The organism is Alicyclobacillus sendaiensis NBRC 100866, assembly GCF_001552675.1.
Taxonomy (GTDB): domain Bacteria; phylum Bacillota; class Bacilli; order Alicyclobacillales; family Alicyclobacillaceae; genus Alicyclobacillus; species Alicyclobacillus sendaiensis.
Genome location: NZ_BCRQ01000008.1, coordinates 44,134 through 66,033 on the forward strand (window position 1 = coordinate 44,134; position 21,900 = coordinate 66,033).

Consider the following 21,900-nt stretch of genomic DNA (forward strand, 5'->3'; position numbering starts at 1 on the left):
TCCTCCCCCATCCTCAGCCGTGCTTCCACGCGACAAGTGCCACCAGCGCGCCGCCAAGCGCCCACAGGGCGCGACGAACCGCTTCTTTGCGCCGAACATGGCGCGGGCGGTGCCACTCGTACAGCGCGGTCTGGACGGACTCCTGCATCACATCGATGACGATCACGCCGCTCGCTCCGTGCAGCAAAGCGACCAATGCATACCGCTCATGCAGCGCTTCCTCCGGGACCGGCTCCGTGCGAACAAAAACAGCATACTCCCGCCCTTCTTTGCGCGCAATGAAGTCCGGGCGAAGCGATCCGGACCATCGAGCGGATGCCGTCCGGGTCACGTGGGTGACCCCTTCGCTGTGGGGGACGAGCTCGTACCCGTTCGCCTCGAGCCACCGCCGCCCCATGGTCTTGAGCCCCTCCACAGGAACCTCTTCGTTCCGATGCCACAGCGCCCCGGCGAGCGATCGGAGCCCTATGGCCATCGCCGCGAGGGCGCACGCCAGCGCAAGCGTTGAGATCATGCCGTGCCCCCGTTCGGGTCCGTGCCGCTCTTCAGGCGGGCCCATGCGGCCTCGACGATGTGCCTGCTCTCCGCCATCCACCGCATGGTCTCGTCGGCATCCGGATGCATGCGGAACCAACCCAGGAACTCGACGTTTCCGTCTCCCCCGGTGATGGGAGAATACGTCAGCCCGCGGCAGCACCAACCCATGGACTCGATACTCTTCAGGATGTCCAGGAGCACGGCCCGATGAACCTCCGGATCGCGCACAATGCCGCCTTTGCCCACGCGATCCCGCCCGGCCTCGAACTGAGGTTTGATGAGCGACACGATGTCGGCGTCGCTGCGGCAGACCTCGGATAGTTTGGGGAACAGGAGGCGAATAGAGATGAAGGACACGTCCATCACCGCGAGATCTGGCCGCGGGTCAAATCGCAGCGGGTCGACGTGACGAAAGTTGGTGCGCTCCATCACGCGAACCCGCTCGTCCTGGCGCAGCCGCCACGCGAGCTGGCCGTAGCCCACGTCGACCGCGTAGACCAACCGGGCTCCGCGCTGCAAGAGGCAATCGGTGAACCCGCCCGTCGACGCCCCGACGTCGACCGCGACGCGATCGTCCACGCGGATGCCGAATGTGTCGAGCGCGTGCTCTAACTTCAGCCCGCCGCGCGACGCGTACTCGCGTCTCGGCCGCTCCACCTCGACGCGCGCCTCGTCCGCGACCCGCAAGCCCGGCTTGTCGGCGCGCACGCCGTCCACGCGCACGAGTCCGGCCATAATGGCGCGCCTGGCCGCTTCCCGGCTCGCAAAAAGCCCCCTCGACACCAACAGGAGATCCAGTCTCGTCTTCGTCATCCGTCCCGCCCCCGATCCGCCCGCCGCCTTTGCGACGGCGCGCGTCGACCCCACAGCACGGCGAACGACTCCCACACGCGCGCAGCAAACAAGATGATGGGCGTCGGGGAGTGAATGGCGATGGTCTTTCCGATGGCTTTCCCGCCCACCGTGAGCGCCGTGATGACCGCCGTGATACCGATGCGAAGCGCCTCCGGGGCCCACCCGTGCGCCTGAATGGCCTGGATTACCTGAGCGCTCACGGCAAGAGCGCCCGCACCGCTCAAGACGCCGGCGATATCGCCGATCACGTCGCTGCACACGCTCGAGACCTTCTCCGCGTTGCGCACAATGACAATGGCGCGGCGCGCGCCAAACACCCGCTTGGCCGCCATCGCGTGAAAGGGCGTCTCCCGCGCAGCCGCGGCCGCCATGCCGAGCATATCAAACAAGGCCCCCACCAGGACAATCACGACCACGATGGACGCCCCGATGTACCAGCGGGCCGAATTCAGAAAAATGGTCGAGGTATCGAAAACCGCACTGATGGGCAAGGTCAGTGCGGCAATCGTCAGCGCAAACGCGTAATTTGCGGTTTTCGAAGTCGTCTTTCTCACGCGCGCTCCCTCGGCGCGCCGCAGGACCGCGGCCGCCATTCGTGTATGTATCGATGCCCGGGTGGCAACTCCCTGAGTAAACGCTGTGGCTTAGGTCCAGTAGGTTTTCCCAAGCGCTCACCGAGACGTCGCCGTCCCGGCGGTTTCCCTTTCAGAGCGCCTTGGCCGCGTCGCCGACAGCCAGACTGGATTACCACTTAGTCCACACTATAATCCTCAGGGAGCCTCGCCTCGTGGCGAACAGTCTAGGCGTTTTCCGCGACAACCGCTCCCGCGCCCTAGCCTCTTTTGCAGTACGGATTTCACCCAGCACCGGTGGTCGCGCCGTGGCCGCGGCCGACCACCTGAATTCCTGGGATCCTTCAGTACCACTCAAGGCAGGCTACGCTGCACACAGATTGCCTCCGCATGCAGGTTCATACCCCAAGCCATAGCAAAAACCATGGTTCCAGCTACGAACTTGGGCCTCCGCGAAGGCTGGGTCACGTCCCGCATGCCATTGCGGGCTGCCCAACCTTCTTAACTCCCAGCATGAGCCCAGGGCTGGGCGCCCCAAGCCCACACCAGGAACTTCATCGATGTGCCCTTTGACGGATTTTTAGCCCCGTCTTCAGGCGCGGACGGTTGACTAGAATACTGCGCCACCCGCAGGGACGTTTCGTCGGACTGCGCTCAACGTCATTATACCACACTGCTCGCGGTCCCACAGAGGGAGACGCTGGGGCGTTCTCCATTGCGGCGAGATGACGCCGTCACCGGTCCCGCTCCACGATGAGCGCCTGGAGGACCTGCAGCGGTTCCGAGCGCACCCCAACCTGGGCCAACGCCTGCTCGCCGCGCCGGATGACGTCTTGTGCCATTTGGCGCGTCCTCTCCACGCCGACGAAACGTGGATAGGTCAGCTTCCCTTCCTCGACGTCCTTTCCGGCCGTCTTGCCGAGTTGCTCGGTCGACGCGGTCACGTCCAGCACGTCGTCGATCATCTGAAATGCCAAACCCAGGCACTCGCCGTAACATGAAAGCGACTGCCGCACCTGATCGTCGAGATCGGCAAAATAGCCTCCAATCTCGACACACGCCTGGATGAGCCGAGCCGTCTTGTGGAGGTGAATGAATTCGACGTCCTGAAGGGTCCCCTGCCCCCCCGTGCGCTCGATGTCGACGGCCTGTCCGCCCACCATGCCGTCCACGCCGGCCCGCGAAGCCAATGTGCGGATCATCGCCAACTGCCTCTCGGCTGGGACGCCTTCCAGCGGACGAGACAACAAATGGAAAGCCTCCGTCAAGAGCGCGTCCCCGGCCAAGAGCGCCATGGCCTCGCCAAAGACGACGTGGTTCGTCGGCTGTCCCCGCCGGAGATCGTCGTCGTCCATGCACGGAAGGTCGTCGTGAATCAGCGAATAACAATGAATGAGCTCCACCGCAGCGGCGGCGGGCAGCACGCGATCCCTCGGCACACCAAAGGTCTCGGCCGTCGCGATGACGAGCGCCGGGCGGAGTCGCTTGCCGTCGGCCATCAGGCTGTACTTCATCGCTTCCTTTAGCCGAGCGTGAAGGCCCGTCGGTTCGAACAAGCGCGCGAGAAAGTCGTTGACCGCCGCCTTGCACGCCTCGAGGTACGTCTGCAACACATCCACCCCCGGATTGGCCAGCGCCGGTCAGGGCGAAACGGACTCGTCCGCCAGCTCCTGACCGAGCTTTTCGAGCTGAAATTCCGCCTTATCGAGCTGCTCCCGACAAAACTTCACGAGCTTCATGGACTCCTCGTACGCCCGGATGGACGCATCCAACGGCAGATCCCCTGCCTCCAGCTGGCGCACGATTTCCTCCAGCCGCCGCATGGCCTGCTCAAAGGTCCAACCGGAGCTGTTCCACTCGGCCGCCCGCGTCTCCTCCACGCGCCTTCACCTCCGCTTCCACCGTGCCATCGTGCATTCGGATCCCAATTCGCTTGCCCGGCACAAGCGATTGGGCCGAGGTGATGACGGATTGCCCGTCTTCGTCGAGAATCACGCCGTATCCGCGCCGCAACACGGCCAGAGGATTCAGCGCTTCGAGCTTGCCGATCATCGCGTCGAGCTTTCGGCTCTGCAAGAGCACCTGGCGCTCGGCGAGCGATTGCAACTGGTGCTCGAGCCGCATCAAGTCCCGCCTTCGCGCCTGAATGGCCCCGCGGAGCTCCACGCGTTGAAGCCTTCGTTCCAACTCCGCCAGCGTTCGACGCCGAAGCCCAATGGGGCGGCGCTGCGCCTCGCGCACGCGCGTCTCGATGTAGTCCACGAGCTGCCGCCTCGCGGCGATGATGCGCGCCGGATCGCGAAGCACGGGCCGTGTCGCCAAATCGGATAGGCGATCCCGCCACCAGGCGACCTTGACGAAGGCGGCCTTCCGCGCCCTCGCCAAAGCCTGTTCCAGGTACGCCCGGAGTTCAGCCTGGTGAGGACACACAAGCTCCGCGGCCGCCGTTGGCGTCGCAGCTCGAACGTCCGCCGCGAAATCGCACAGGGTCACGTCGGTCTCGTGCCCGACCGCCGACACGACGGGCACGGGCGATCGCGCCACAGCCCGCACCACCATTTCCTCGTTGAAGGGCCAGAGCTCCTCCAAGGAACCGCCGCCTCGACCGACGATAATGACGTCCACCTTGGGTTCCAGCCCGTACAGCAGCTCGAGGGCGCGCACGATGGTGGGTGCCGCATCGGGACCCTGCACCTGCGCCGGCGCGAGGACGACACGCGCGAGCGGATAACGTCGCTCGATAGTCGTGCAGATGTCCCGAATAACCGCACCCGTGGGGCTGGTGACGACGCCCACGCGCAGCGGAAACCGAGGCAGTCGCCGCTTCCGCTCCTGGGCAAACAGCCCCTCTGCGGCGAGTTGCTGGCGAAGCTGCTCGTAGCGCACGTACAGGGCGCCCAGTCCGTCCGGCTCCAGGTCCTCCACGTACAGCTGGTACTGGCCGTCCCGCTCGAAGACGCCGACGGATCCGAAGGCAATGACTCGCATGCCGTCCTCCGGCTGAAATTGCAGGCGGCGATTTCGACTGCTGAACATGACCGCGCGAATGCGGCTCGTCTCATCCTTGAGCGTAAAATACATGTGGCCGCTCGGGTGGTGTTTGAAATTCGAAATCTCTCCGACCACGCGGCACTGAAGGAGTCTCGGGTCCGACTCCAAGCGCTCTTTGATCCGCCGATTGAGTTCGGTGACGGAGAGCACAGCCTCCGCCGCGTCTGCGGCGCGCGTCAGCGCGTTCATCCACGTCTACCTCCCTCGCCGCATCGCGCACAAATCCACAGCGTTTTGGGCCACCATCGCAACCGTCATGGGCCCCACGCCGCCCGGTACCGGCGTGATCCACGAAGCGCGCGCTGCCGCACCTGGATCCACATCCCCGCGCGGCCCGTCCTCGGTGTACGTGATTCCCACGTCGATCACGACCGCGCCAGGCCGCACCTCCTCCGCGCCAACCAACCCCGGTGCACCCGCCGCGCTCACGACGATATCCGCCTGTTTGGTCCACACCGCGATGGACGGCGTCTGCCGATGACATTGTATCACGGTGGCCCCGTGCGCCATGAACCACTGCGCGATGGGCCATCCGACCAGCGGACTCCGCCCAATCACGCACGCCACCTTGCCGCGCACACCAATTTCATGGTGTTCCAAAAGTTCCCCGATGCCCCGCGCGGTGCACGGCCAAACCCGAGGCCGGCCGAAAGCGATCCGCCCCAGGTTCTGCGGGTGAAGCCCATCCACATCCTTGTCGGGGCGCAGGTGCGACAGCATGTCTACCTCGTCCCACCCTGCGGGAAGCGGGAGTTGAACCAGGATGGCATCCACGTCGTCGTCCTCGTTCAGGCGGCCAATCGCCAAACGAAGAGCCTCGGGGCCGTCGGACGGGCGAAACGTTCGGATTTCCGCCACAAGCCCGGCTCCGCGCGCAAAGCGCGCCTTCCGCCGCACGTGTCCAAGGGATATCTCGTCCGCCTCGGAGACGAGCATCACCAACTTGGGCACGATGCCGCGCGACACGAGCTGATCCACGCGCCGCCTGAGCGCTTCCTGCACGCGCTCGGCGGTTCGTCTGCCGTCCAACCGCTGCGCCATTTCGCCTCACGCCTCCATCCAGAAGACAGAAAGCGACAGGCTGTCCGCTCCGCGGAGCCGAACAGCCTGTCCGCCATCCTCAGTGCCCGAGGTTCGTCATACTCGTGCTGTGACCCGGGAACAGCTTCGCCTTGGGGTCGATGTACGTCTTTGCGTTATTCACCGCCGTCGGCGCTTCGCCAAAGCCCGTCGCGATGAGCTTCAACTTGCCCGGATAGGTGACGATATCTCCCGCTGCGTAGACGCCGGGGATGTTGGTTTCCATCTTGGAATTCACGACGATGTCGTTCTTCTCAATCTCAAGCCCCCACTCCTTGATGGGGCCGAGCGAGGCGTGAAATCCGAGGCCGCTCACAATCGCGTCGACTTCGAGTTCCTCGTGTTGCTTCGTCTGGTTGTTCACGATGACGGCCTTTTCGACCCAATTCCCACCCTGCACGTCCACCAACTCGTAGAACGTCTTCACGTGCACGCGAGACTCAAACAGCTTGCGCACGCTGTCCTCATGAGCCCGGAAGCCGTCGCGGCGATGGATGAGGGTGACCGATTCGGCGACTTCCTCGAGCATCAATGCGTAATCCACCGCTGTGTCGCCCCCGCCGATCACGAGCACCCGCTTGCCGCGATAATGATCGATCTTATCGATGTAATACGCCACGCCGCGCCCCTCAAAGTGCTTCGCGGACTCCGCAGGAAGCGGCCTCGGCGTGAAGGCCCCGATACCGGCGCAGATGATGACCGCCTTGCCAACGTGCACCGACTGATTCGTGTGCAGTTCAAACAGCCCATCTTCTCGCTTGACGAGCCGCTCGACGGACTCGTTCAAGTGAACGCCCGGCTTGAAGGCCATGGCCTGCTCGATCAGCTGATCGACGAGATCACGCGCGCGAATTTTCGGAAATCCGGCGACGTCGTAAATATACTTTTCGGGGTACAGCATCGCAAGCTGTCCGCCCAATTGAGGCAAACTATCAATAATTTTACAAGAACAGTTACGCAACCCCGCGTAAAACGCAGCGAAAAGTCCGGTCGGGCCCCCCCCGATGATCAGCATATCTGTGACATTCTCTGGCACCTGTACGTTCTCCGACAACGCAGAACCTCCTTTGTTCACGACACTACGCGCCTCATTATAGCAAGATAGGTCCGAAAAGACTATCAATGCCCATGTGCTTTGTCGACAATTTTCTGTTTGAGATTTTGCAAAGGTGTCAACGTTCCAACTCGCGCCAGTAGCCGATGGTCGCCACGCCGAGCGCGTTGTCCCGCGCGAACTCCGGCGGTGCAAAGGCCACGCGGATGCCGGGCACGCGCCGCGCCAGGCGCGATCGGATCGTGCCCTGGATGTACTGATTCGACGCGACGCCGCCCGCGATGAGCACGTGTCGCGCAGTGTGACTGCGGCGAACGGCGTATTCCACCGCCTTCGCGACCGAACGCGCGATGCAGTCCTCGACGGCCCGCGCCACCTCGTGAGCCGGCGCACCGGTCTCTGCGGCGCGCAGCGCCGCCGTGAGTGGCCCCGAGAAGCTCATGCTCGCGCCGCGCACCGGGGACTTCAACAACAGCGCGCCAGGTGAGGTTCCGCACTGCCGCGCCAGTTGCTCGAGGTGGGGTCCAGCTGGAAACGGAAGTCCCAGCGCGACACCGACGCGATCGACGAACTGACCGGGATGAAGGTCCAGCCCCTCTCCAAGGCGCGAGATGGCATATCCGAACGGCGTGCGCCGCGCCAGAACCACGTCGCAGGTGCCTCCCGACATATGGACGGCGACAAATGGGGCGCCATGCAGGGGCGTGAAGTATTCCGCGGCGGCGAGATGGCCTTCCTGATGCGAGGTTCGGGTCAGCGGAACGCCGAGACTCTGCGCCAACGAGGCAGCCACGGCAAGTCCGGTCTGAAACACGGGCATGTACGAGGACGCCCACGGCCTCGGCCGAACGGAGACAGCGACGCGGCGCCACGCAGGCCGCACGCCCTGTGCCGCCATCCTGTCCAAGAGTTCGGCCATCACCTCGGGGAAGTTCCGCACGTGCTGAAAAGCGGCATCGCTCTGGCGCAGGCCGCGTTCTCCACTCGGCACGCGCAGCAGCCTCCGGGCCTCGGCCACCATCCGCCCATGGATGGCGTCCACCGCGCACACCGAAGTCGTGTAGTTGCTCGTATCCACGCCGAGCACGAGCGGCGTTTCACGCGCCATCCTCGACGCCCTCCTGCGCCGGTTCGACCGCGCCCGCTGCCCCCGTTTCCTGGCTTGACAGCGGCCGGTCCGCGCGCCGCCTGTCCGCCACGGCCGGCAAAAGCTTCGCGAGCACGCCGTTCACGAAGCGACCGGATTGCTCCGTGGCGAACGTCTTCGCAATCTCCACTGCCTCATCGATGGCGCTGGCAATCGGCAACTCCGGCTCGAACAAGAGCTCGTACGCAGCCAGGCGCAAAACGTTCCGCTCGACGCGCCCGATGCGCTGCGGCGACCAGCGCTCCATGTGCCGGGCGAGCAACTGGTCGATCTCGTCCAAATGCTGGCGCGTGCCCTGGACGAGTTCTTCGATGTACCTCACATCGGCCTCAGCGCCCAACCCACGTTCGGCCAACACGGAGGCTATCGCCTCCCCGGCGCCGAGATCGCCCTGGACATCGAGCACGCACAGCGCCTGCATCGCGCACTCTCTGGCTTCATGTCGAGTCAATCGGCTTCACTCCGTCTATCGATCTGTCAACAAGCGTTCGAGGATGCGCCGCCAGGACTGGTCTTCTTCCCAGACGCGCCCGCCCGCATAGCCCAGGGCAGCGAAGACCAAGAGGAGCAGGGCGCGCCAGAACCCGAAGATCATCCACAGGATCCAGAACAAAATGCCGGCGGCCACGCCCTGATATCTCCGCGGACGGCCTTGAAACCAGTGCCAAGCTCGCTCCAGGCGGTTCATGCGCCACGCCACGCCTTGCCTGCTTGCCCGTTCGGGGCGATCTCCGTGACATGGACGATGACGCGTTCCACCTTGACACCGGCCGTCCGCTCGACGTACTCCTTGACAGCGGCTTGCGCTTCTCGGCTGAGCGCCGCGATATCGATGTCGGGCAACACCTGCATCCGGCAAGCGATAAGAACGCCGTCGCGTCCCTGTCGCACGCGGGAGTCAAACGACTCGGCCCCTTTCAACTGAGAACCGCGGCGGTTTGCCAACTGACGCAAGGTCTCGTACGAAATGCGAATTTGGCCATGATCGCCCGCCAGAAGCACGGACTCGGCGGGAACGCCCGGGCCGCCGCGGCGCGATCGATAGAACAGAAAGCGGATGGCTAGCAGTGCGCCAACCACGCCCACCACAAGGCACACCGTGTTCCAGGGCTGCACCATGAGCTCGCTCGCGGCCCACGTGACCGAGATGACGCCCGCGCCGAGCAGGGCGAGCAGCACACCCAACACGAGCCCGAAGATCGACAACAGGAACAAGAGGAATCGATCGCCAACGTTCATTCAATCCCTCCCGACGAGCGCTCCTCCTGCGAGAACGCAGCTCCAATCTGATCCGCATCCTGGGCGCGCTCGACATCCGTCTGGAAGGCCACGCCCACGACGTGCACGTGCACGGCGTCGACGCGCAGGCCCGTCATCGACTCGACGGAAGACTTCACGTGCTCCTGAATTTGGTACCCGACCTCCGGGATGCTCACGCCGAACCGAAGCTGCACCCACACGTCGATGGTGCACGAGTGACCCGCTTCGTCGTATTGGACTTTGACGCCCTTGGCCATGTTCTTTCTTCCCGTGATGGACTCCGTGAGGCCCCCGTACAGCGAACCGCTCGTGCTCAGCACGCCGTCTACCTCGTTCGTCGCCACGCCCGCGATGATCTGCACGACTTCATCCGAAATGTGCACCGAACCGCGCTCGCTCAACGCGTACTGCATGTCGGCCATCTCCATCTTCCTCCTCACCCGTTTCAGGCTCCCCCTGCGAATGGAACGAATGCGAACGTTCTTCGTCTAGAGTATTGGATTTTCCTCCAAAAAGCGAGTCGATACGTCGCCTTTGCGAAAACGCTCGTTCTGCAGGAGGGCCATATGGAACGGAATGGTCGTCTGGATGCCCTCAATCTCGTACTCGCTGAGCGCGGACAGCATTCGGGCAATGGCCTGCTCGCGGGTCGGCGCCCAAACGATGAGCTTGGCCACCATCGAGTCGTAGTATGGCGGGATGGTGTAGCCTGGGTAACAGGCGGAATCCACCCTGACACCCGGACCGGACGGCGCCAGGTACGACCGGATGGTGCCCGGCGAAGGCGCGAATTGGCGGAACGGATCCTCTGCATTGATCCGGCATTCAATGGCGTGCCCTCTCAGCACGATGTCTTCCTGCTTGACCGAGAGGGGCTCCCCGGCGGCCGCCAGGATCATCTCGCGCACGAGATCCACGCCGGTGACCCACTCGGTCACGGGATGTTCCACCTGAATCCGCGTGTTCATCTCCATGAAGTAGAAATCTCCATCCGGAGTGTAGATGAACTCGACCGTGCCCGCGCCCACATAGTCCACCGCCCGAGCGGCCCGCACCGCGGCATCTCCCATCTCCTGCCGTTTCTCCTCGGTCATGACAGGACAAGGCGACTCTTCGACCAGCTTCTGAAGACGGCGCTGAACGGAACAATCGCGCTCCCCGAGGTGAATGACGTTGCCGTGCCGATCCGCCAGAATCTGAATCTCCACGTGGCGCATCCGCTCGATGTACTTTTCAATGTAGATGCCGGAGTTGCCGAACGAAGCCTCCGCTTCCCGGCGAGCTTGATCGTACGCTTTCCGAAGTTCCGGCTCGTCGCGCACCACCCGGATTCCGCGGCCACCGCCCCCTGCGGTCGCCTTGATGATCAGCGGATAGCCGATGGCGTTGGCGATGGCGAGCGCTTCCTCCAGGGACTCCACCAGGCCCTCGCTTCCCGGCACGGTCGGCACGCCGGCCCTGCGCATGGTCATCTTCGCAGTGGACTTGTCTCCCATGAGCTCAATCGCTCGCGGGCTCGGCCCGATGAACGTGATCCCGCACGCCTCGCAGGCTTCCGCAAAATCGCTGTTCTCCGAAAGGAACCCGTATCCCGGATGCACGGCGTCGACCCCGCACAACGTCGCCACCGACATCACGCTGGGGATGTTCAGGTAGCTCATTTTGGCGGGCGCTGGCCCAATGCAATACGCCTCGTCCGCCATTCGCACATGGAGCGCATCGCGGTCCGCCGTCGAGTACACGGCGACCGTCTCGATCCCCAGTTCGCGGCATGCTCGGATCACGCGGACCGCGATCTCGCCGCGATTCGCGACCAACACGCGCTTAAACATCCACGGCTCCCCTTCACCCAGTCAGTTTTCGGTCCAACACCGCCGTCAGGTGCGGCGCACCTTGAACAGGGGCTGACCGTACTCCACCAACTGCCCGTTCTCCGCCAAGACCTCGACAATCTCGCCCGAGACCTCGGCCTCAATCTCGTTCATCAACTTCATCGCCTCAATGATGCACACCACCGTCTTCGGCCCGATCTGCGAACCCACGTCGACAAACGGAGGGGCATCCGGAGCCGGTGCCCGGTAAAACGTGCCCACCATCGGCGACGTGATCACGTGAAGCGCCGGATCCTCGACCGCCGCGGGCGCCGCGTTTGCCGTCGGCTGCGCGGCCTGGGCGGCTGGTGCGGGCGCGGCCTGGGCGACGGGCATCGCCACTTGCGGCACCGCGTACGAGACGACCTCGGCTCGCTTCGCCAATCTCACCTTCCCGTCCTCAAACTCGAGTTCCAACTCCGTCAGCGTGCTGTCGTCGAGCAAACGAATCAGCTCACGAATTTCTTCCATCGTCAGCAACCCATCGTCTCTCCCCGAATCCGGATCTATAAATCCATCTGACAAGGTCTTCACGAGTATACCACAGGGAAGCCTACCGTTCTAGGGAATGGAAGAACGTAGAAGACCCTGCCCAGCCGGTGGAGGCCCTTGCTTCTCCGGGAGCGACGCGCAAACAAAAGGGCGGCCCCAGCCCCGTCCTCGCGGCTGAGACCGCCTCCCACGTCCGCCGATTCAAGCGTGCGGTTTGACGGAAATGTTGAAGATGGACGTGTCCAACTGCTGACTCACGATGTTCATGATCTTCACGGCGTCCGCCTTCGAGAGGTGATTCGTCTCCACATACACCGTGAACGTGGTCTGGTTCTTGTCCGGTGCAATCACAGCGTTCTTGTATCCTTCCGCGATCACGGCCTGGGTGGCCTGCTGCAGGCTGTTGTACAGCGCCTCTTCCTCGCCCAATTGCTTTTGGGCCTCGGCGATCTGCGCCTGGGACGCGTTGTTGTTGGCGATGATCGCCTGGTCGTTCGAGATCCGCTGGCTAATCTCGTTGTTCACGGAAGCTTGCAGCGCGTTGTACCAATTGTCGGCGCTCGACACGTTCGAGCCGGTCGTCGCCCGCGTTTGGTTCGAGACCTGCGTCGCGTTGGTGGGACTGGTCGTCACCGTGGGTGTCGTCGAGTTCGACGGGCTCGTGGACGTGGTGCTGGTCTGGTTGTTCATCGTGTAGTAGCCAATCAGCATCAAGCTCAGCACCATCATCGTGGACAACCACACCGTCTGCCGTTTCACCATCGCATGCATCCTCCTAATCTCCGTCTATTCACCCTTTTGAGGTTCGACAGTAATCTTATATGCGGGCACGTCCAACACATTCGTAATTGCGTCCACGATTTCTGTTTTGGCCTGGACAAAGTCATTGGCGTCCACCGTCACCAACACGCCCAGGACCCCCACGCCGTTCGACCCTCCGCTGGCCAGTTGCCCGTTTTGCGCGAGCGTGACCAGCACCGACACAGCGTTGACGCCCGGGAGTTTTTCCAACATGGATTGCAACTCGTTTTCATAATAGGATGCGACAGACACAAGCCCTTGCGGACCCTGGTCGGCGCTTGCGGCGTTCCACGACCACGCAAACGCCGCCCCGCTCGTGTTGGCTGGCGCCGCCGCGCCGACGGACTGGGACCGCGCGCCCGGCCACAACCAGCTAAACGCCAGCAACACCACGCCGAGCGCGCCCAAAGCCACGAGCCCGCGCTGTTTGAAAAGAAGATTCCAGTTCATCGCGGCGCGTCTCCCTCGTCGATGACCTCGATTTGGCTCGGCTCGATGTCCAACTGGGAGGCGATGAGCTGTCGAATCTCCACCGCATCCGCCACGCCGGTGGGCCGGACCACAACCGTGACGGTCATCTGGTCGGGACTCGTGGGGTGTTTCACCGTCACCTTGACCACCTCCGAACGGAAGGGATAGGGCAAAGACGCCTCGGCCCATTCCTCGAGATACGCGGCCGCGTCTTGATTCTCCGCCTGATGAAGGGCTTGCGCGTAATCTCGGGCGGCGCGGCTTTCCGCCTGCGAAGAGGCCGTGGCGGCCGCGTTCCCAAACAGGAAGTCCGAAGCCTGGTTTGCCGCACTGGTAGCCCACCCTCCCCGGAGCGCCGGCAGAATGGGGCTCAGCAACGCCGCCAAAAGAGCCACGCCGACGGTCATCCGGACGTAGCGCACAAGCCCGCCGGACGGCAGCATCATCTCCGCAATCCCGCCGATGAGCGCGATGGCCACCACTTGTCTCAACCATTCTCCGAGCGCCATCAAGCCGTGATCACCGCCAAGTTCGCCGCCGCAAGCAGGATACAGATGGCGAAAAAGAACATCAGCGCCACCGTGGCCACGGACGCAAACACGAGCAGGAAAGTCTTGCCGAGCGCCCCAAGACACGCGATGAGCGGCGTCTCGCCCACCGGCTGCATCACGGCTGCGCCCGCGGAATACATGGCGGAGACAGCGAGGATCTTCATCGCCGGAAATGCCGCCAACAGCGCGATCACGACAAGTCCCGCGATCCCCACCGCGTTTTTGACGAGAAGCGAGGCGCCGAGGACCGTTTCGGCGGCGTCAGAAATCGCCTTGCCGACCACGGGCACAAACGTCCCCACGCCAAACTTCATCGTCCTTAGCGCCAATCCATCCGCAATGCCGCGGCCCGTCCCCTGAACCGTGGTCACGCCCACGAACACGACGAGGGCGAAACTCAGGATGGAAAGCCCAGCCGTGCGCGCCAAGGACGCCAGGCGCGTCAGCGGGTAACGCGGAGCTATGGACGAAGCGAGCTCCAAAGCAGCGGCCAAAAAGATCAGCGGAAAAACCACGAGAAACACGACGTTTGAGACGAAGTGCACACAGAAGATGAGCATCGGCTGAAAGAACGCCGCCGATGCGAGCGATCCCGACCCCGCGAGCAGCGCGATGGACACCGGCATCGTGGCGAGCATGAAGTGGTTCATCGACTCGATGGCCTGCCGAGCGGATCCGAAGGTTTCCAAAAGAGACCGCGTCACCAGCGCCGCGAGCACGAACGACACCACCATCTGGGCCACTTCGCCCACGGACTCTTCGGCGAACGACGACTGCATCATCCGGAGGAGCGCCGCCGCCACAGTGAGGATGAGCAATCCTCCGAAGAGGCCGACATCGTCGACGACCTCCTGAAAAAAGTAGTGAATCAAGCCCGACATCATGCCGTGAAACGAAGGTCCCCCGTGCTCGAGCACCGACTGAATGAGCGACGGGCCGCTCATGTGCGGAAGAAATCCGCCATACTGAGATTCGAGCTGCCGCCAGTAGGCGTCGATGGAACGCGTGTCGACGTGATCGAGCTCGCTTTGCGCGGTGCTTTGAAGCATTCGTTCCGCCGCCTGTTCGGCAGACGGCGCGGGCGAGCCGCCGGTGGAATCGCCGCGGGCCCAAAGCGGCAGCCCGGTGAACGCGACCACGGACGTGATGAGCGCGATGATGAAGCGCCACCGATTCCTCACAAACCTCGCCCCTTCACGGAATCATCCGAACGATCACGTCGAGCACGTCCTTAAAGATGGGTAGCGCCAAGAGGACAATCCCAATCTTGCCGGCAAGCTCGATGCGCCCGCCGAGCGCGGACTCGCCCGCGTCCCGCGCGATGTCCGCCGCAAACTCCACGACGTACGCGATGCCGAGGATGCGAATGAGCGTCTGGAGAAACATTGGGTTCATCTGGGCCGTTGCCGTCAGCTGCTGAAACGCCGCGAGCGCGCCCGAGATGGACCGCACCACAAGAAGGAGGATCAGAACGCCCGCAAACAGGCTCACCAGCGTCGCAAAGGATGGCATTTGTTCTCGCAGAAGCGCCGCCAGTATCGTGGCTGTCAAGCCGATGCCGATGATCTGCACGATGTGCACGAGATTCACCTACTGCAGGAGAAAGACGCTGGTGATTTCGTGGTACAGGTGATCGACGTATCCAATCACGATCACGAACACGGCCACCAAGCCCGCCAGGGTGGCCCAGTGCGCGAAATCCTCTTTTCCACTCTGTTTCAGTACGGTGTGAAAAATGGCCGCGATAAAGCCCACGGCAAATATGCGAAACAGATCCCGAATCTCGGGCGACATGACGCATCCCCTCTTTTCGCGCACATTGCCTCGCGTCCGCCGGTTACAGGAGCAGAAGGACGATGAACACCCCGGTCAAGGCGCCCAGGTATTGCCACAGGCGTGCACCTTGGTTTGCCTCCTCCTGAGCTGCTTGAATGGCCGCTTCCAGATCCGCGCGCGCCGCGAGAAAGGGCTGTTGCAGATGGTCGCGATCGGCCACGGCGATGGAGCGCAACAGGCGAAGGAACGGCTCCGCGTCCGCGTCCTGCAAGCTCCCGTTCGTCGCCGACGCGAGCGAGACGCTCTGAAGCGCGATTTCAGGGGCGTGGGCAGGCTCGGTGAGCACCTTCGCCATCTCCACGAGCCAACCGCCGCACCACCCACCGAGCCGCGTGCCGACCGCGCGCAACGCCTGCGGCATGGGCGTCGCGTGGTATTCGATCTCGCTCTGAAGCTCAATCAGCGCTTGCAACAGCTGCCTCAGCGCCTTCGGTCGCTCCCGGTAGCCCCTCGCCACGCGGAATCCCAAGAGCGTACATGCGAACATCACGAGCGCGGCACCCACCACTTTCATCTCGCCTCTGCGCCCCCGCGGCGAAGCGGCCGCCCCTCCGCATCCAAGACCGCCTCCACCGTGCCCGGTCCGCGGCGGCGGCTCAGCACGACATACCGATCGAAGGCGCGCGAAGCAAACAGTCGCTCCATCCACGGCCTGCGGCGCCATGCGTCAATCGACGCCGCGTGCGCGGTCGCCACCACGGCCACGCCGGCGAGCGACGCCTCGAGCACCGCCTCCGCGTCCTCCATTCGGCCGATCTCGTCCGTGACCACCACGTGTGGAGACAGGCTTCGTATCGCCATCATCATGCCCTCCGCTTTCGGACACCCATCGAGGACGTCGGCGCGAGGGCCGAGATCGAACTGCGGAATGCCGTCGACACTGCCCGCGATCTCCGACCGCTCGTCGATCACGACGACCTTCAGGCCTGGGTGGTCAGGCGCGAGGTCACCGTAGCTGAACTGGCGCGCCACGTCGCGCACGAGCGTCGTCTTGCCGCACTGCGGCGGCGATACGATGAGCGCCGACAGCGGACGGCGTGAGACGCGATCGTACAAAACAGGCAGAATGGCCGAGGCTGCACCCGGATGATCGCGCGAAATGCGAACATTGAGCGAGGTGACGTGACGAAAGGCCCGCACGCGGCCCGCTTCCACGACGGCGCGGCCCGCGATACCCACCCGATGTCCGCCGGGCAAGGTGACATATCCGTGCCGCGCGTCTTCCTCCACGGCGTAACGCGAAAACTGCGTCAGGCGCTGCAGAACCTGCGCCAATTCGTCCGCCGACACACGCACGCCGCGATGAGGCGACGATGTGAGCTCGCCGCTTTCCGCCACAAAGGCGGATCGCTGGCGCAGGCACAGTTCGAGCGGCTGCCCGGCGCGCAGGCGAATCTCCTCCAGCTCGTGAAGCAGATCGTTACCCAAACCTTGGAAGAGAAGCGCCATGTCGCGTGGCATCACGGCGATCACTTGCGCCAGAGCCGATCTCGGATTGGAATGCGCCGCGGACACATCGGCCACCCCCTGCCTAGTCCATGTATATGGACGGGCGTTCGCCTGTATGCGAATGGCCGGATCGTCGGCACTCCGTGGGGTGGGATTGCATTGAATGAGAAGGAGAGCGAGGAGGGTCGATGGTGGAACTGTCTCTCTTGATCCGGTGGATCGTCGTCTTTTTGGTGATCTTTCTGCTTCTGATGGTGCTCGTGTTCAGCCTCATGCGCAAGAAGGCATGAAGAGGCCCGTGCGGGAGGCCAACATCCCACCTGCCGCACGGGCCTTTTCACCGCCCATTTGGACTCAGGCGCGCGACACGTATTCGCCTGAACGGGTGTCGATCACGATTTTGTCGCCCACGTTGATGAAGAACGGCACCTGCAGCGTATATCCGGTCTCCACCGTCGCGGACTTGCTGCCGCCCGTCGCCGTGTCGCCGCGGATGCCCGGCTCGGTATCCACGACTTCGAGCTCCACGGTATTGGGCAGGTCGATGCCGATGATCTCGCCCTGATACTGGACGATGAAGCAGTTCATGTTCTCTTTCAAGAAGTTCAGTTCGTACTCGAGTTGCGCGCGCGGGATATTGATCTGCTCGTACGTCTCGGTGTCCATGAACGTGTAGTTCTCGCCATCGTTGTACAGATACTGCATCTCGCGCGTCTCAATCCGGGCGCGCGGAACCTTCTCCCCCGCGCGGAAGGTCGTCTCTCGAATCGCGCCGGTCTTCACGTTCTTCAACTTCGTCCGCACGAACGCCGAGCCCTTGCCCGGTTTCACGTGCATGAATTCGATCACGCGCCAGACCGATCCGTCGTACTCAATGGTTGTCCCGTTGCGAAAGTCGTTGCTCGAAATCATGCGTCAAGCCCTCCACCTTAGTCATCTCACGGCTCCGGCTGGCACAAAGCGAGCGTCGCCAACCGGTAGCCCTGGAGGCCTAGCCCCACAATCTGGCCCGTGACGACGTCACTCAGGACCAGTTGGTGCCGAAACGGCTCGCGGCGGTGCACATTGGAGATGTGCACCTCGACCGTAGGCCGATCGATGTCTTCCAGACAATCGCGCAGCGCGTAACTGTAGTGCCCGAACGCCCCGGGATTGATGATGATGCCGTGCGCCGAAGGCCCGTACTGCTGCAGGAAGTCGATGAGATCGCCTTCGTGGTTCGACTGCCGGTCGATCACGTCAAAGCCGAACGGGAGAGCCGTGCTTCGGACCAACTCCACCACGTCCGCCAGCGTGCGATGCCCGTACACCTCCGGCTTTCGCACGCCCAACCGGTTCAGGTTGGGCCCGTGAACGAGGAGAATATAGCGATCCGCCACAGCACATCCCCCTTTGTCCCAACCGTTCCAGCCAGAAAACCGCTCCCATTGTAACACAGCCGCGCAAAGCCTTGCTATACTGGTCGTGAAGGAGGCCACAGGATGGAAATCTGGCTCGTTCGCCACGGAGAGACGGACTGGAACGTCGAAGGGCGCGTCCAGGGATGGACCGACGTGCCCCTGAACGAAGTGGGCAAGCGACAGGCGGACCGGCTGGCCGCGTGGCTCCGGCCGGTCCACATCGACCATATCTACTCAAGCGATCTCGAGCGCGCGCTGGAGACCGCCCGGCGGGTGAGCCGCACCACCGGCGCGCCCATCACGGTGCGGCCGTGCCTGCGCGAACATTATTTCGGCCAGGCCGAGGGCTTGCTCCGCAGTGAGAGCCTCCGGCGGTTCCCGAACGGGGCGCCGGATCGAGAGCCGCCCGAACGCGCCACGGAACGCGTCGTTCGCTGCCTGAAGGAGATTGCGCGCGCGCACCCGCACGGCCGCGTGCTCATCGCCACCCACGGTGGTGTCGTGCGCTCCATCCTTCGTTGGATGGGCGTGGACTTTGGCACCATCGACAATACGAGCATCACGCGCATCTCTGTCATTGGAGATACGTTTCACGCGCTCGGCGTCAACGAGACGCCTCATCTGGCCGACCTCTCCGCGCTGCGTCAGTCCAACGGATGACGCAGTCGCGGCTGCCTCGCCGCCTTCACTTCGTCGAGCCTTCCCACAATCGTGCGATGAGGAGCCGTGCGCACGACCTCCGGTTCTTGCTCCGCCTCGCGAGCGATCTCGCGCATGATTCCCACGAACCGATCCAACGTCTCCTTGCTCTCCGACTCCGTCGGCTCGATCATCATGCCTTCCTCGACGATGAGCGGGAAGTAGATGGTCGGGGGATGCACGCCGAAGTCGATGAGGCGCTTGGCCATGTCGAGCGTGCGGACGCCAAGGACCTTTTGTCGCTTGCCTGAGATCACAAACTCGTGCTTGCAGGGCCCCTCGTACGGCGCCTCGAAATGCGACTTCAACTGCTCCAGCAAATAGTTGGCGTTCAGCACAGCCGCCTCGGAAACCTGTTTCAACCCTTCGGCGCCCAGCGTGCGAATGTAGGCGTAGGCGCGCACCAGCACGCCGAAATTGCCGAAGAATCCCTTCACCTTGCCGATGGACTTCGGCCGGTCCCAGTTCCACACGTAGCGGTGGTCTCGCTTCTCCAAGACAGGCGCGGGCAGGTACGGTTCCAAAAATGCCTTCACGCCCACCGGCCCTGCGCCAGGCCCGCCACCTCCGTGCGGCGTGGAGAAGGTCTTGTGAAGATTGAGGTGAACCACGTCAAAGCCCATGTCCCCGGGCCGCGCGTACCCCAAGATGGCGTTCATGTTGGCGCCGTCGTAGTACAGAAGCCCGCCAGCCTCGTGCACCACCTTGGCGATCTCGACGATGTCGCTCTCGAAAAGCCCGAGCGTATTCGGATTCGTCAGCATGAGCGCAGCTGTGCGCTCGCTCACCGCCTGGCGCAGCGCCTCCAGGTCCACGCGGCCGTCAGGACGAGACGGAATGGTCACGGCGCGCAGCCCTGCCATGCTCACGCTCGCCGGATTAGTCCCGTGCGCGGAGTCCGGGACGATGACCTGATCGCGCGCGGCCTCGCCGCGATCGACGTGATATTTGCGGATCATCATGAGCCCGGTCCACTCGCCGTGCGCGCCCGCGGCCGGCTGCAGGCTGACCGCGTCCATGCCCGTGATGACCGCGAGATGCGCGCTCAGTTCGTGCAGCAAGGCGAGCGCGCCCTGCACCAGTTCCTCGGGCATCAGCGGATGAAGCCGAGCGAAGCCGTCGAGCCGGCTCCAGCGCTCGTTCCGCTTCGGATTGTATTTCATGGTGCACGAGCCAAGCGGATAGAAACCGCTGTCCACTCCGTGGTTCTTCTGAGACAGCGCCGTGTAGTGCCGTACCACGTCGACCTCGCTCACCTCGGGCAGGCGAGCAGGCCGGCGGCGCCGATACGGCTCGATCTCGGCCAAATCTGCCTCCGGCACGTCCAGTTCCGGCAGCTCGTACGCCCGTCTCCCCGGGCGACTCAGCTCGAAAATCAGCGGCTCGAGCCCTTCCCGCTGAATGGTCATTGCGCGAGCACCTCCTTGATGGCAGCGACCGCCCCGTCCATGTCCGCGCGCGTCCTCACTTCCGTGACGGCGATCAACACGCCTCCCGCGAGCGAAGCGTCGTCCCGGCCGAGATCGTAGCCGAACAAATAGCCTCGCTCGAGCATCTCGCGCTGCACGTCCGACACTGGTCGAGCTAGGCGCAGGGTGAACTCGTTGAAGAAGGGCGCATCAAACAGCGGCTCGACACCAGGAACCTCAAGCAACCGGGCGCGGAAATGATGCGCCTTGTGGTAATTCTGCAGCGCGAGTTCCTGCAAGCCTTCCTTCCCCATGTACGCCAGAAAGACGGTCGCCGCAATCGCGCAGAGGGACTGGTTAGTGCAGATGTTCGACGTCGCCTTTTCGCGCCGAATGTGCTGCTCGCGCGCTTGCAGGGTGAGGACGAATCCGCGTCGGCCCTCGGCATCGGTCGTCTCGCCGACCAAGCGTCCCGGTATCCTCCGCATCAGGAACTCCTGGACAGCCATCACGCCAAGGTACGGGCCGCCGTACGACAAGGGGATGCCGAGTGGCTGTCCTTCCGCGACGACGATGTCCGCCCCCAACGCACCGGGCGCCTCCAACAGCCCAAGCGCGATGGGGTACGTCTGCACCACAAAGAGCGCTCCCCGGGCGTGCGCCAGCTCGGCCATCGCGCGCAGATCCTCGATGGCGCCGAAGAAGTTCGGGTACTGCACGCAGACACACGCGGTGTCTCCGTCGACCGCGGCCGCAAGCGCCTCCATGTCGATCCGGCCGCCGCGGTGCGGGACCTCCCGCAGTCGGACGGCCTGGCCGTTGGCATACGTCTGGAGAACCCGGCGAGCTTCCGGATGATGGGTCGCGGAGACGACGACCGTATCCCGGCGCGTGTGTTGGCACGCGACCAGCGCAGCCTCAGCGAGAGCCGTCACGCCGTCGTACATGCTTGCATTCGCGACGTCCGTCCCCGTGAGTTCCGCAATCATCGTCTGGTATTCGAAGATGGCCTGGAGCAAGCCCTGGCTCATCTCGGGTTGATACGGCGTGTACGAGGTGTAAAACTCCGATCGCGAGATGATGGCATCCACCACGCTCGGCTGGTAGTGCTCGTAGGCACCGGCGCCCAAGAACGAAACCAGCTGACCCAGGTGCTGATTTCTGGACGCGAGCTGCTCCATGTGCTTGCCGAGTGCCAGTTCCGGCATGGGTTTGGGCAGATCGAGCGCAGACGTCAGACGGATGGATGGAGGGATATCACGGAATAACTCCTCGACGCGCTCGATGCCTAGCGCTCGCAGCATCTCCTCTCGGTCCTCGTCCGTGTGCGGAAGATAACCGAAACGCGACAACGATGATCACTCC

General features: G+C 63.6%; 28 protein-coding genes. 1 reads left to right on the top strand and 27 read right to left on the bottom strand.

The window, feature by feature from the left end:
• Positions 1 to 13: 13 nt before the first annotated feature.
• From AS26_RS03010 to aroQ, 25 genes are all read right to left on the bottom strand, one after another.
• Positions 14 to 514: a hypothetical protein gene (locus AS26_RS03010; protein ID WP_062306021.1), complete on the bottom strand. Its 501-nt coding sequence runs from the start codon at positions 512 to 514 to the stop codon at positions 14 to 16.
• The gene (locus AS26_RS03015) at positions 511 to 1,350 is read right to left on the bottom strand and encodes a TlyA family RNA methyltransferase (RefSeq protein ID WP_062306022.1); all 840 of its coding nucleotides are present in this window, start codon (positions 1,348 to 1,350) and stop codon (positions 511 to 513) included. The genes AS26_RS03010 and AS26_RS03015 overlap by 4 nt, the downstream gene beginning before the upstream one ends.
• Positions 1,347 to 1,946 carry a CNNM metal transporter family protein gene (locus AS26_RS03020; RefSeq protein WP_062306068.1) on the bottom strand — a complete coding sequence of 200 codons (600 nt, stop codon included), beginning with the start codon at positions 1,944 to 1,946 and terminating at the stop codon, positions 1,347 to 1,349. Before AS26_RS03020 ends, AS26_RS03015 begins: the two co-directional genes overlap by 4 nt.
• Positions 1,947 to 2,698: 752 nt before the next feature.
• Positions 2,699 to 3,577: a polyprenyl synthetase family protein gene (locus AS26_RS03025; protein ID WP_245629576.1), complete on the bottom strand. Its 879-nt coding sequence runs from the start codon at positions 3,575 to 3,577 to the stop codon at positions 2,699 to 2,701.
• Positions 3,578 to 3,604: 27 nt separating this feature from the next.
• Entirely contained in the window at positions 3,605 to 3,844 is a 240-nt protein-coding gene (gene xseB, locus AS26_RS03030; protein ID WP_062306026.1) for an exodeoxyribonuclease VII small subunit, read from the bottom strand.
• On the bottom strand, positions 3,795 to 5,204 hold the full coding sequence (gene xseA / locus AS26_RS03035) for an exodeoxyribonuclease VII large subunit (RefSeq protein ID WP_062306028.1): 1,410 nt from the start codon (positions 5,202 to 5,204) through the stop codon (positions 3,795 to 3,797). The genes xseB and xseA overlap by 50 nt, the downstream gene beginning before the upstream one ends.
• A 6-nt stretch (positions 5,205 to 5,210) precedes the next feature.
• A complete protein-coding gene (locus AS26_RS03040; RefSeq protein WP_062306029.1) occupies positions 5,211 to 6,056 on the bottom strand; it encodes a bifunctional 5,10-methylenetetrahydrofolate dehydrogenase/5,10-methenyltetrahydrofolate cyclohydrolase in 846 nt (281 codons plus the stop codon).
• Between the two features lie 79 nt (positions 6,057 to 6,135).
• Positions 6,136 to 7,149, bottom strand: coding sequence for an NAD(P)/FAD-dependent oxidoreductase (locus AS26_RS03045; RefSeq protein WP_062306031.1), 1,014 nt, complete (start codon positions 7,147 to 7,149; stop codon positions 6,136 to 6,138).
• Positions 7,150 to 7,267: 118 nt separating this feature from the next.
• A complete protein-coding gene (locus tag AS26_RS03050; protein WP_062306032.1) occupies positions 7,268 to 8,257 on the bottom strand; it encodes a tRNA (adenosine(37)-N6)-threonylcarbamoyltransferase complex transferase subunit TsaD in 990 nt (329 codons plus the stop codon).
• On the bottom strand, positions 8,247 to 8,747 hold the full coding sequence (gene nusB / locus AS26_RS03055; RefSeq protein WP_062306034.1) for a transcription antitermination factor NusB: 501 nt from the start codon (positions 8,745 to 8,747) through the stop codon (positions 8,247 to 8,249). Before nusB ends, AS26_RS03050 begins: the two co-directional genes overlap by 11 nt.
• 15 nt (positions 8,748 to 8,762) lie before the next feature.
• The gene (locus tag AS26_RS03060) at positions 8,763 to 8,996 is read right to left on the bottom strand and encodes a DUF2273 domain-containing protein (RefSeq protein ID WP_245629577.1); all 234 of its coding nucleotides are present in this window, start codon (positions 8,994 to 8,996) and stop codon (positions 8,763 to 8,765) included.
• On the bottom strand, positions 8,981 to 9,535 hold the full coding sequence (gene amaP, locus AS26_RS03065) for an alkaline shock response membrane anchor protein AmaP (RefSeq protein WP_062306037.1): 555 nt from the start codon (positions 9,533 to 9,535) through the stop codon (positions 8,981 to 8,983). The genes AS26_RS03060 and amaP overlap by 16 nt, the downstream gene beginning before the upstream one ends.
• Positions 9,532 to 9,978, bottom strand: a complete 447-nt coding sequence (locus AS26_RS03070) for an Asp23/Gls24 family envelope stress response protein (protein WP_062306069.1) — start codon at positions 9,976 to 9,978, stop codon at positions 9,532 to 9,534. Before AS26_RS03070 ends, amaP begins: the two co-directional genes overlap by 4 nt.
• Positions 9,979 to 10,044: 66 nt before the next feature.
• Positions 10,045 to 11,388, bottom strand: coding sequence for an acetyl-CoA carboxylase biotin carboxylase subunit (gene accC / locus AS26_RS03075; RefSeq protein WP_062306039.1), 1,344 nt, complete (start codon positions 11,386 to 11,388; stop codon positions 10,045 to 10,047).
• Positions 11,389 to 11,433: 45 nt separating this feature from the next.
• Positions 11,434 to 11,907, bottom strand: a complete 474-nt coding sequence (gene accB, locus AS26_RS03080; protein ID WP_062306041.1) for an acetyl-CoA carboxylase biotin carboxyl carrier protein — start codon at positions 11,905 to 11,907, stop codon at positions 11,434 to 11,436.
• A gap of 213 nt (positions 11,908 to 12,120) precedes the next feature.
• Positions 12,121 to 12,681 (bottom strand): SpoIIIAH-like family protein, encoded by a 561-nt coding sequence (locus AS26_RS03085; RefSeq protein WP_062306042.1) that lies wholly within the window; start codon positions 12,679 to 12,681, stop codon positions 12,121 to 12,123.
• A 24-nt stretch (positions 12,682 to 12,705) separates the two neighbouring features.
• A complete protein-coding gene (locus AS26_RS03090; RefSeq protein WP_062306043.1) occupies positions 12,706 to 13,170 on the bottom strand; it encodes a hypothetical protein in 465 nt (154 codons plus the stop codon).
• Entirely contained in the window at positions 13,167 to 13,700 is a 534-nt protein-coding gene (locus AS26_RS03095) for a stage III sporulation protein AF (protein WP_062306045.1), read from the bottom strand. Before AS26_RS03095 ends, AS26_RS03090 begins: the two co-directional genes overlap by 4 nt.
• A complete protein-coding gene (gene spoIIIAE, locus AS26_RS03100; protein WP_062306046.1) occupies positions 13,700 to 14,923 on the bottom strand; it encodes a stage III sporulation protein AE in 1,224 nt (407 codons plus the stop codon). The genes AS26_RS03095 and spoIIIAE overlap by 1 nt, the downstream gene beginning before the upstream one ends.
• A gap of 13 nt (positions 14,924 to 14,936) precedes the next feature.
• Positions 14,937 to 15,323 carry a stage III sporulation protein AD gene (gene spoIIIAD / locus AS26_RS03105; RefSeq protein WP_062306047.1) on the bottom strand — a complete coding sequence of 129 codons (387 nt, stop codon included), beginning with the start codon at positions 15,321 to 15,323 and terminating at the stop codon, positions 14,937 to 14,939.
• 9 nt (positions 15,324 to 15,332) lie between these two features.
• Positions 15,333 to 15,536: a stage III sporulation protein AC gene (spoIIIAC, locus tag AS26_RS03110; RefSeq protein ID WP_012811095.1), complete on the bottom strand. Its 204-nt coding sequence runs from the start codon at positions 15,534 to 15,536 to the stop codon at positions 15,333 to 15,335.
• 43 nt (positions 15,537 to 15,579) lie between these two features.
• Positions 15,580 to 16,092, bottom strand: coding sequence for a stage III sporulation protein AB (spoIIIAB, locus tag AS26_RS03115; RefSeq protein ID WP_062306049.1), 513 nt, complete (start codon positions 16,090 to 16,092; stop codon positions 15,580 to 15,582).
• Positions 16,089 to 17,093 (bottom strand): stage III sporulation protein AA, encoded by a 1,005-nt coding sequence (gene spoIIIAA / locus AS26_RS03120; protein ID WP_062306050.1) that lies wholly within the window; start codon positions 17,091 to 17,093, stop codon positions 16,089 to 16,091. The genes spoIIIAB and spoIIIAA overlap by 4 nt, the downstream gene beginning before the upstream one ends.
• Positions 17,094 to 17,381: 288 nt before the next feature.
• Complete coding sequence (gene efp, locus AS26_RS03125) at positions 17,382 to 17,939, bottom strand: elongation factor P (protein ID WP_062306052.1); 558 nt, start codon at positions 17,937 to 17,939, stop codon at positions 17,382 to 17,384.
• 26 nt (positions 17,940 to 17,965) lie between these two features.
• Positions 17,966 to 18,406 (bottom strand): type II 3-dehydroquinate dehydratase, encoded by a 441-nt coding sequence (gene aroQ, locus AS26_RS03130; protein WP_062306053.1) that lies wholly within the window; start codon positions 18,404 to 18,406, stop codon positions 17,966 to 17,968.
• A gap of 102 nt (positions 18,407 to 18,508) precedes the next feature.
• Between aroQ and AS26_RS03135 the strand changes: the two genes are divergently transcribed.
• Entirely contained in the window at positions 18,509 to 19,087 is a 579-nt protein-coding gene (locus AS26_RS03135) for a histidine phosphatase family protein (RefSeq protein ID WP_062306056.1), read from the top strand.
• On the opposite strand, the gene gcvPB is transcribed toward AS26_RS03135, so the two are convergent.
• Together gcvPB and gcvPA are read right to left on the bottom strand one after the other, a co-directional pair.
• Positions 19,072 to 20,535, bottom strand: coding sequence for an aminomethyl-transferring glycine dehydrogenase subunit GcvPB (gcvPB, locus tag AS26_RS03140; protein ID WP_062306058.1), 1,464 nt, complete (start codon positions 20,533 to 20,535; stop codon positions 19,072 to 19,074). The two genes, AS26_RS03135 and gcvPB, sit on opposite strands and share 16 nt — an antisense overlap.
• Positions 20,532 to 21,887 carry an aminomethyl-transferring glycine dehydrogenase subunit GcvPA gene (gcvPA, locus tag AS26_RS03145; RefSeq protein WP_062306060.1) on the bottom strand — a complete coding sequence of 452 codons (1,356 nt, stop codon included), beginning with the start codon at positions 21,885 to 21,887 and terminating at the stop codon, positions 20,532 to 20,534. Before gcvPA ends, gcvPB begins: the two co-directional genes overlap by 4 nt.
• Positions 21,888 to 21,900: the final 13 nt, after the last annotated feature.

Bases quoted from the DNA above. Each gene is read 5' to 3' on its own strand.
- amaP (WP_062306037.1), bottom strand. From the start codon at position 9,535: ATGAACGTTGGCGATCGATTCCTCTTGTTCCTGTTGTCGATCTTCGGG.
- spoIIIAB (WP_062306049.1), bottom strand. From the start codon at position 16,092: ATGAAAGTGGTGGGTGCCGCGCTCGTGATGTTCGCATGTACGCTCTTG.
- AS26_RS03085 (WP_062306042.1), bottom strand. From the start codon at position 12,681: ATGGTGAAACGGCAGACGGTGTGGTTGTCCACGATGATGGTGCTGAGC.
- xseA (WP_062306028.1), bottom strand. From the start codon at position 5,204: ATGAACGCGCTGACGCGCGCCGCAGACGCGGCGGAGGCTGTGCTCTCC.
- AS26_RS03040 (WP_062306029.1), bottom strand. From the start codon at position 6,056: ATGGCGCAGCGGTTGGACGGCAGACGAACCGCCGAGCGCGTGCAGGAA.
- efp (WP_062306052.1), bottom strand. From the start codon at position 17,939: ATGATTTCGAGCAACGACTTTCGCAACGGGACAACCATTGAGTACGAC.
- AS26_RS03015 (WP_062306022.1), bottom strand. From the start codon at position 1,350: ATGACGAAGACGAGACTGGATCTCCTGTTGGTGTCGAGGGGGCTTTTT.
- AS26_RS03090 (WP_062306043.1), bottom strand. From the start codon at position 13,170: ATGAACTGGAATCTTCTTTTCAAACAGCGCGGGCTCGTGGCTTTGGGC.
- AS26_RS03135 (WP_062306056.1), top strand. From the start codon at position 18,509: ATGGAAATCTGGCTCGTTCGCCACGGAGAGACGGACTGGAACGTCGAA.
- AS26_RS03010 (WP_062306021.1), bottom strand. From the start codon at position 514: ATGATCTCAACGCTTGCGCTGGCGTGCGCCCTCGCGGCGATGGCCATA.
- AS26_RS03070 (WP_062306069.1), bottom strand. From the start codon at position 9,978: ATGGCCGACATGCAGTACGCGTTGAGCGAGCGCGGTTCGGTGCACATT.
- accC (WP_062306039.1), bottom strand. From the start codon at position 11,388: ATGTTTAAGCGCGTGTTGGTCGCGAATCGCGGCGAGATCGCGGTCCGC.
- spoIIIAC (WP_012811095.1), bottom strand. From the start codon at position 15,536: ATGTCGCCCGAGATTCGGGATCTGTTTCGCATATTTGCCGTGGGCTTT.
- AS26_RS03050 (WP_062306032.1), bottom strand. From the start codon at position 8,257: ATGGCGCGTGAAACGCCGCTCGTGCTCGGCGTGGATACGAGCAACTAC.
- AS26_RS03095 (WP_062306045.1), bottom strand. From the start codon at position 13,700: ATGGCGCTCGGAGAATGGTTGAGACAAGTGGTGGCCATCGCGCTCATC.
- gcvPB (WP_062306058.1), bottom strand. From the start codon at position 20,535: ATGACCATTCAGCGGGAAGGGCTCGAGCCGCTGATTTTCGAGCTGAGT.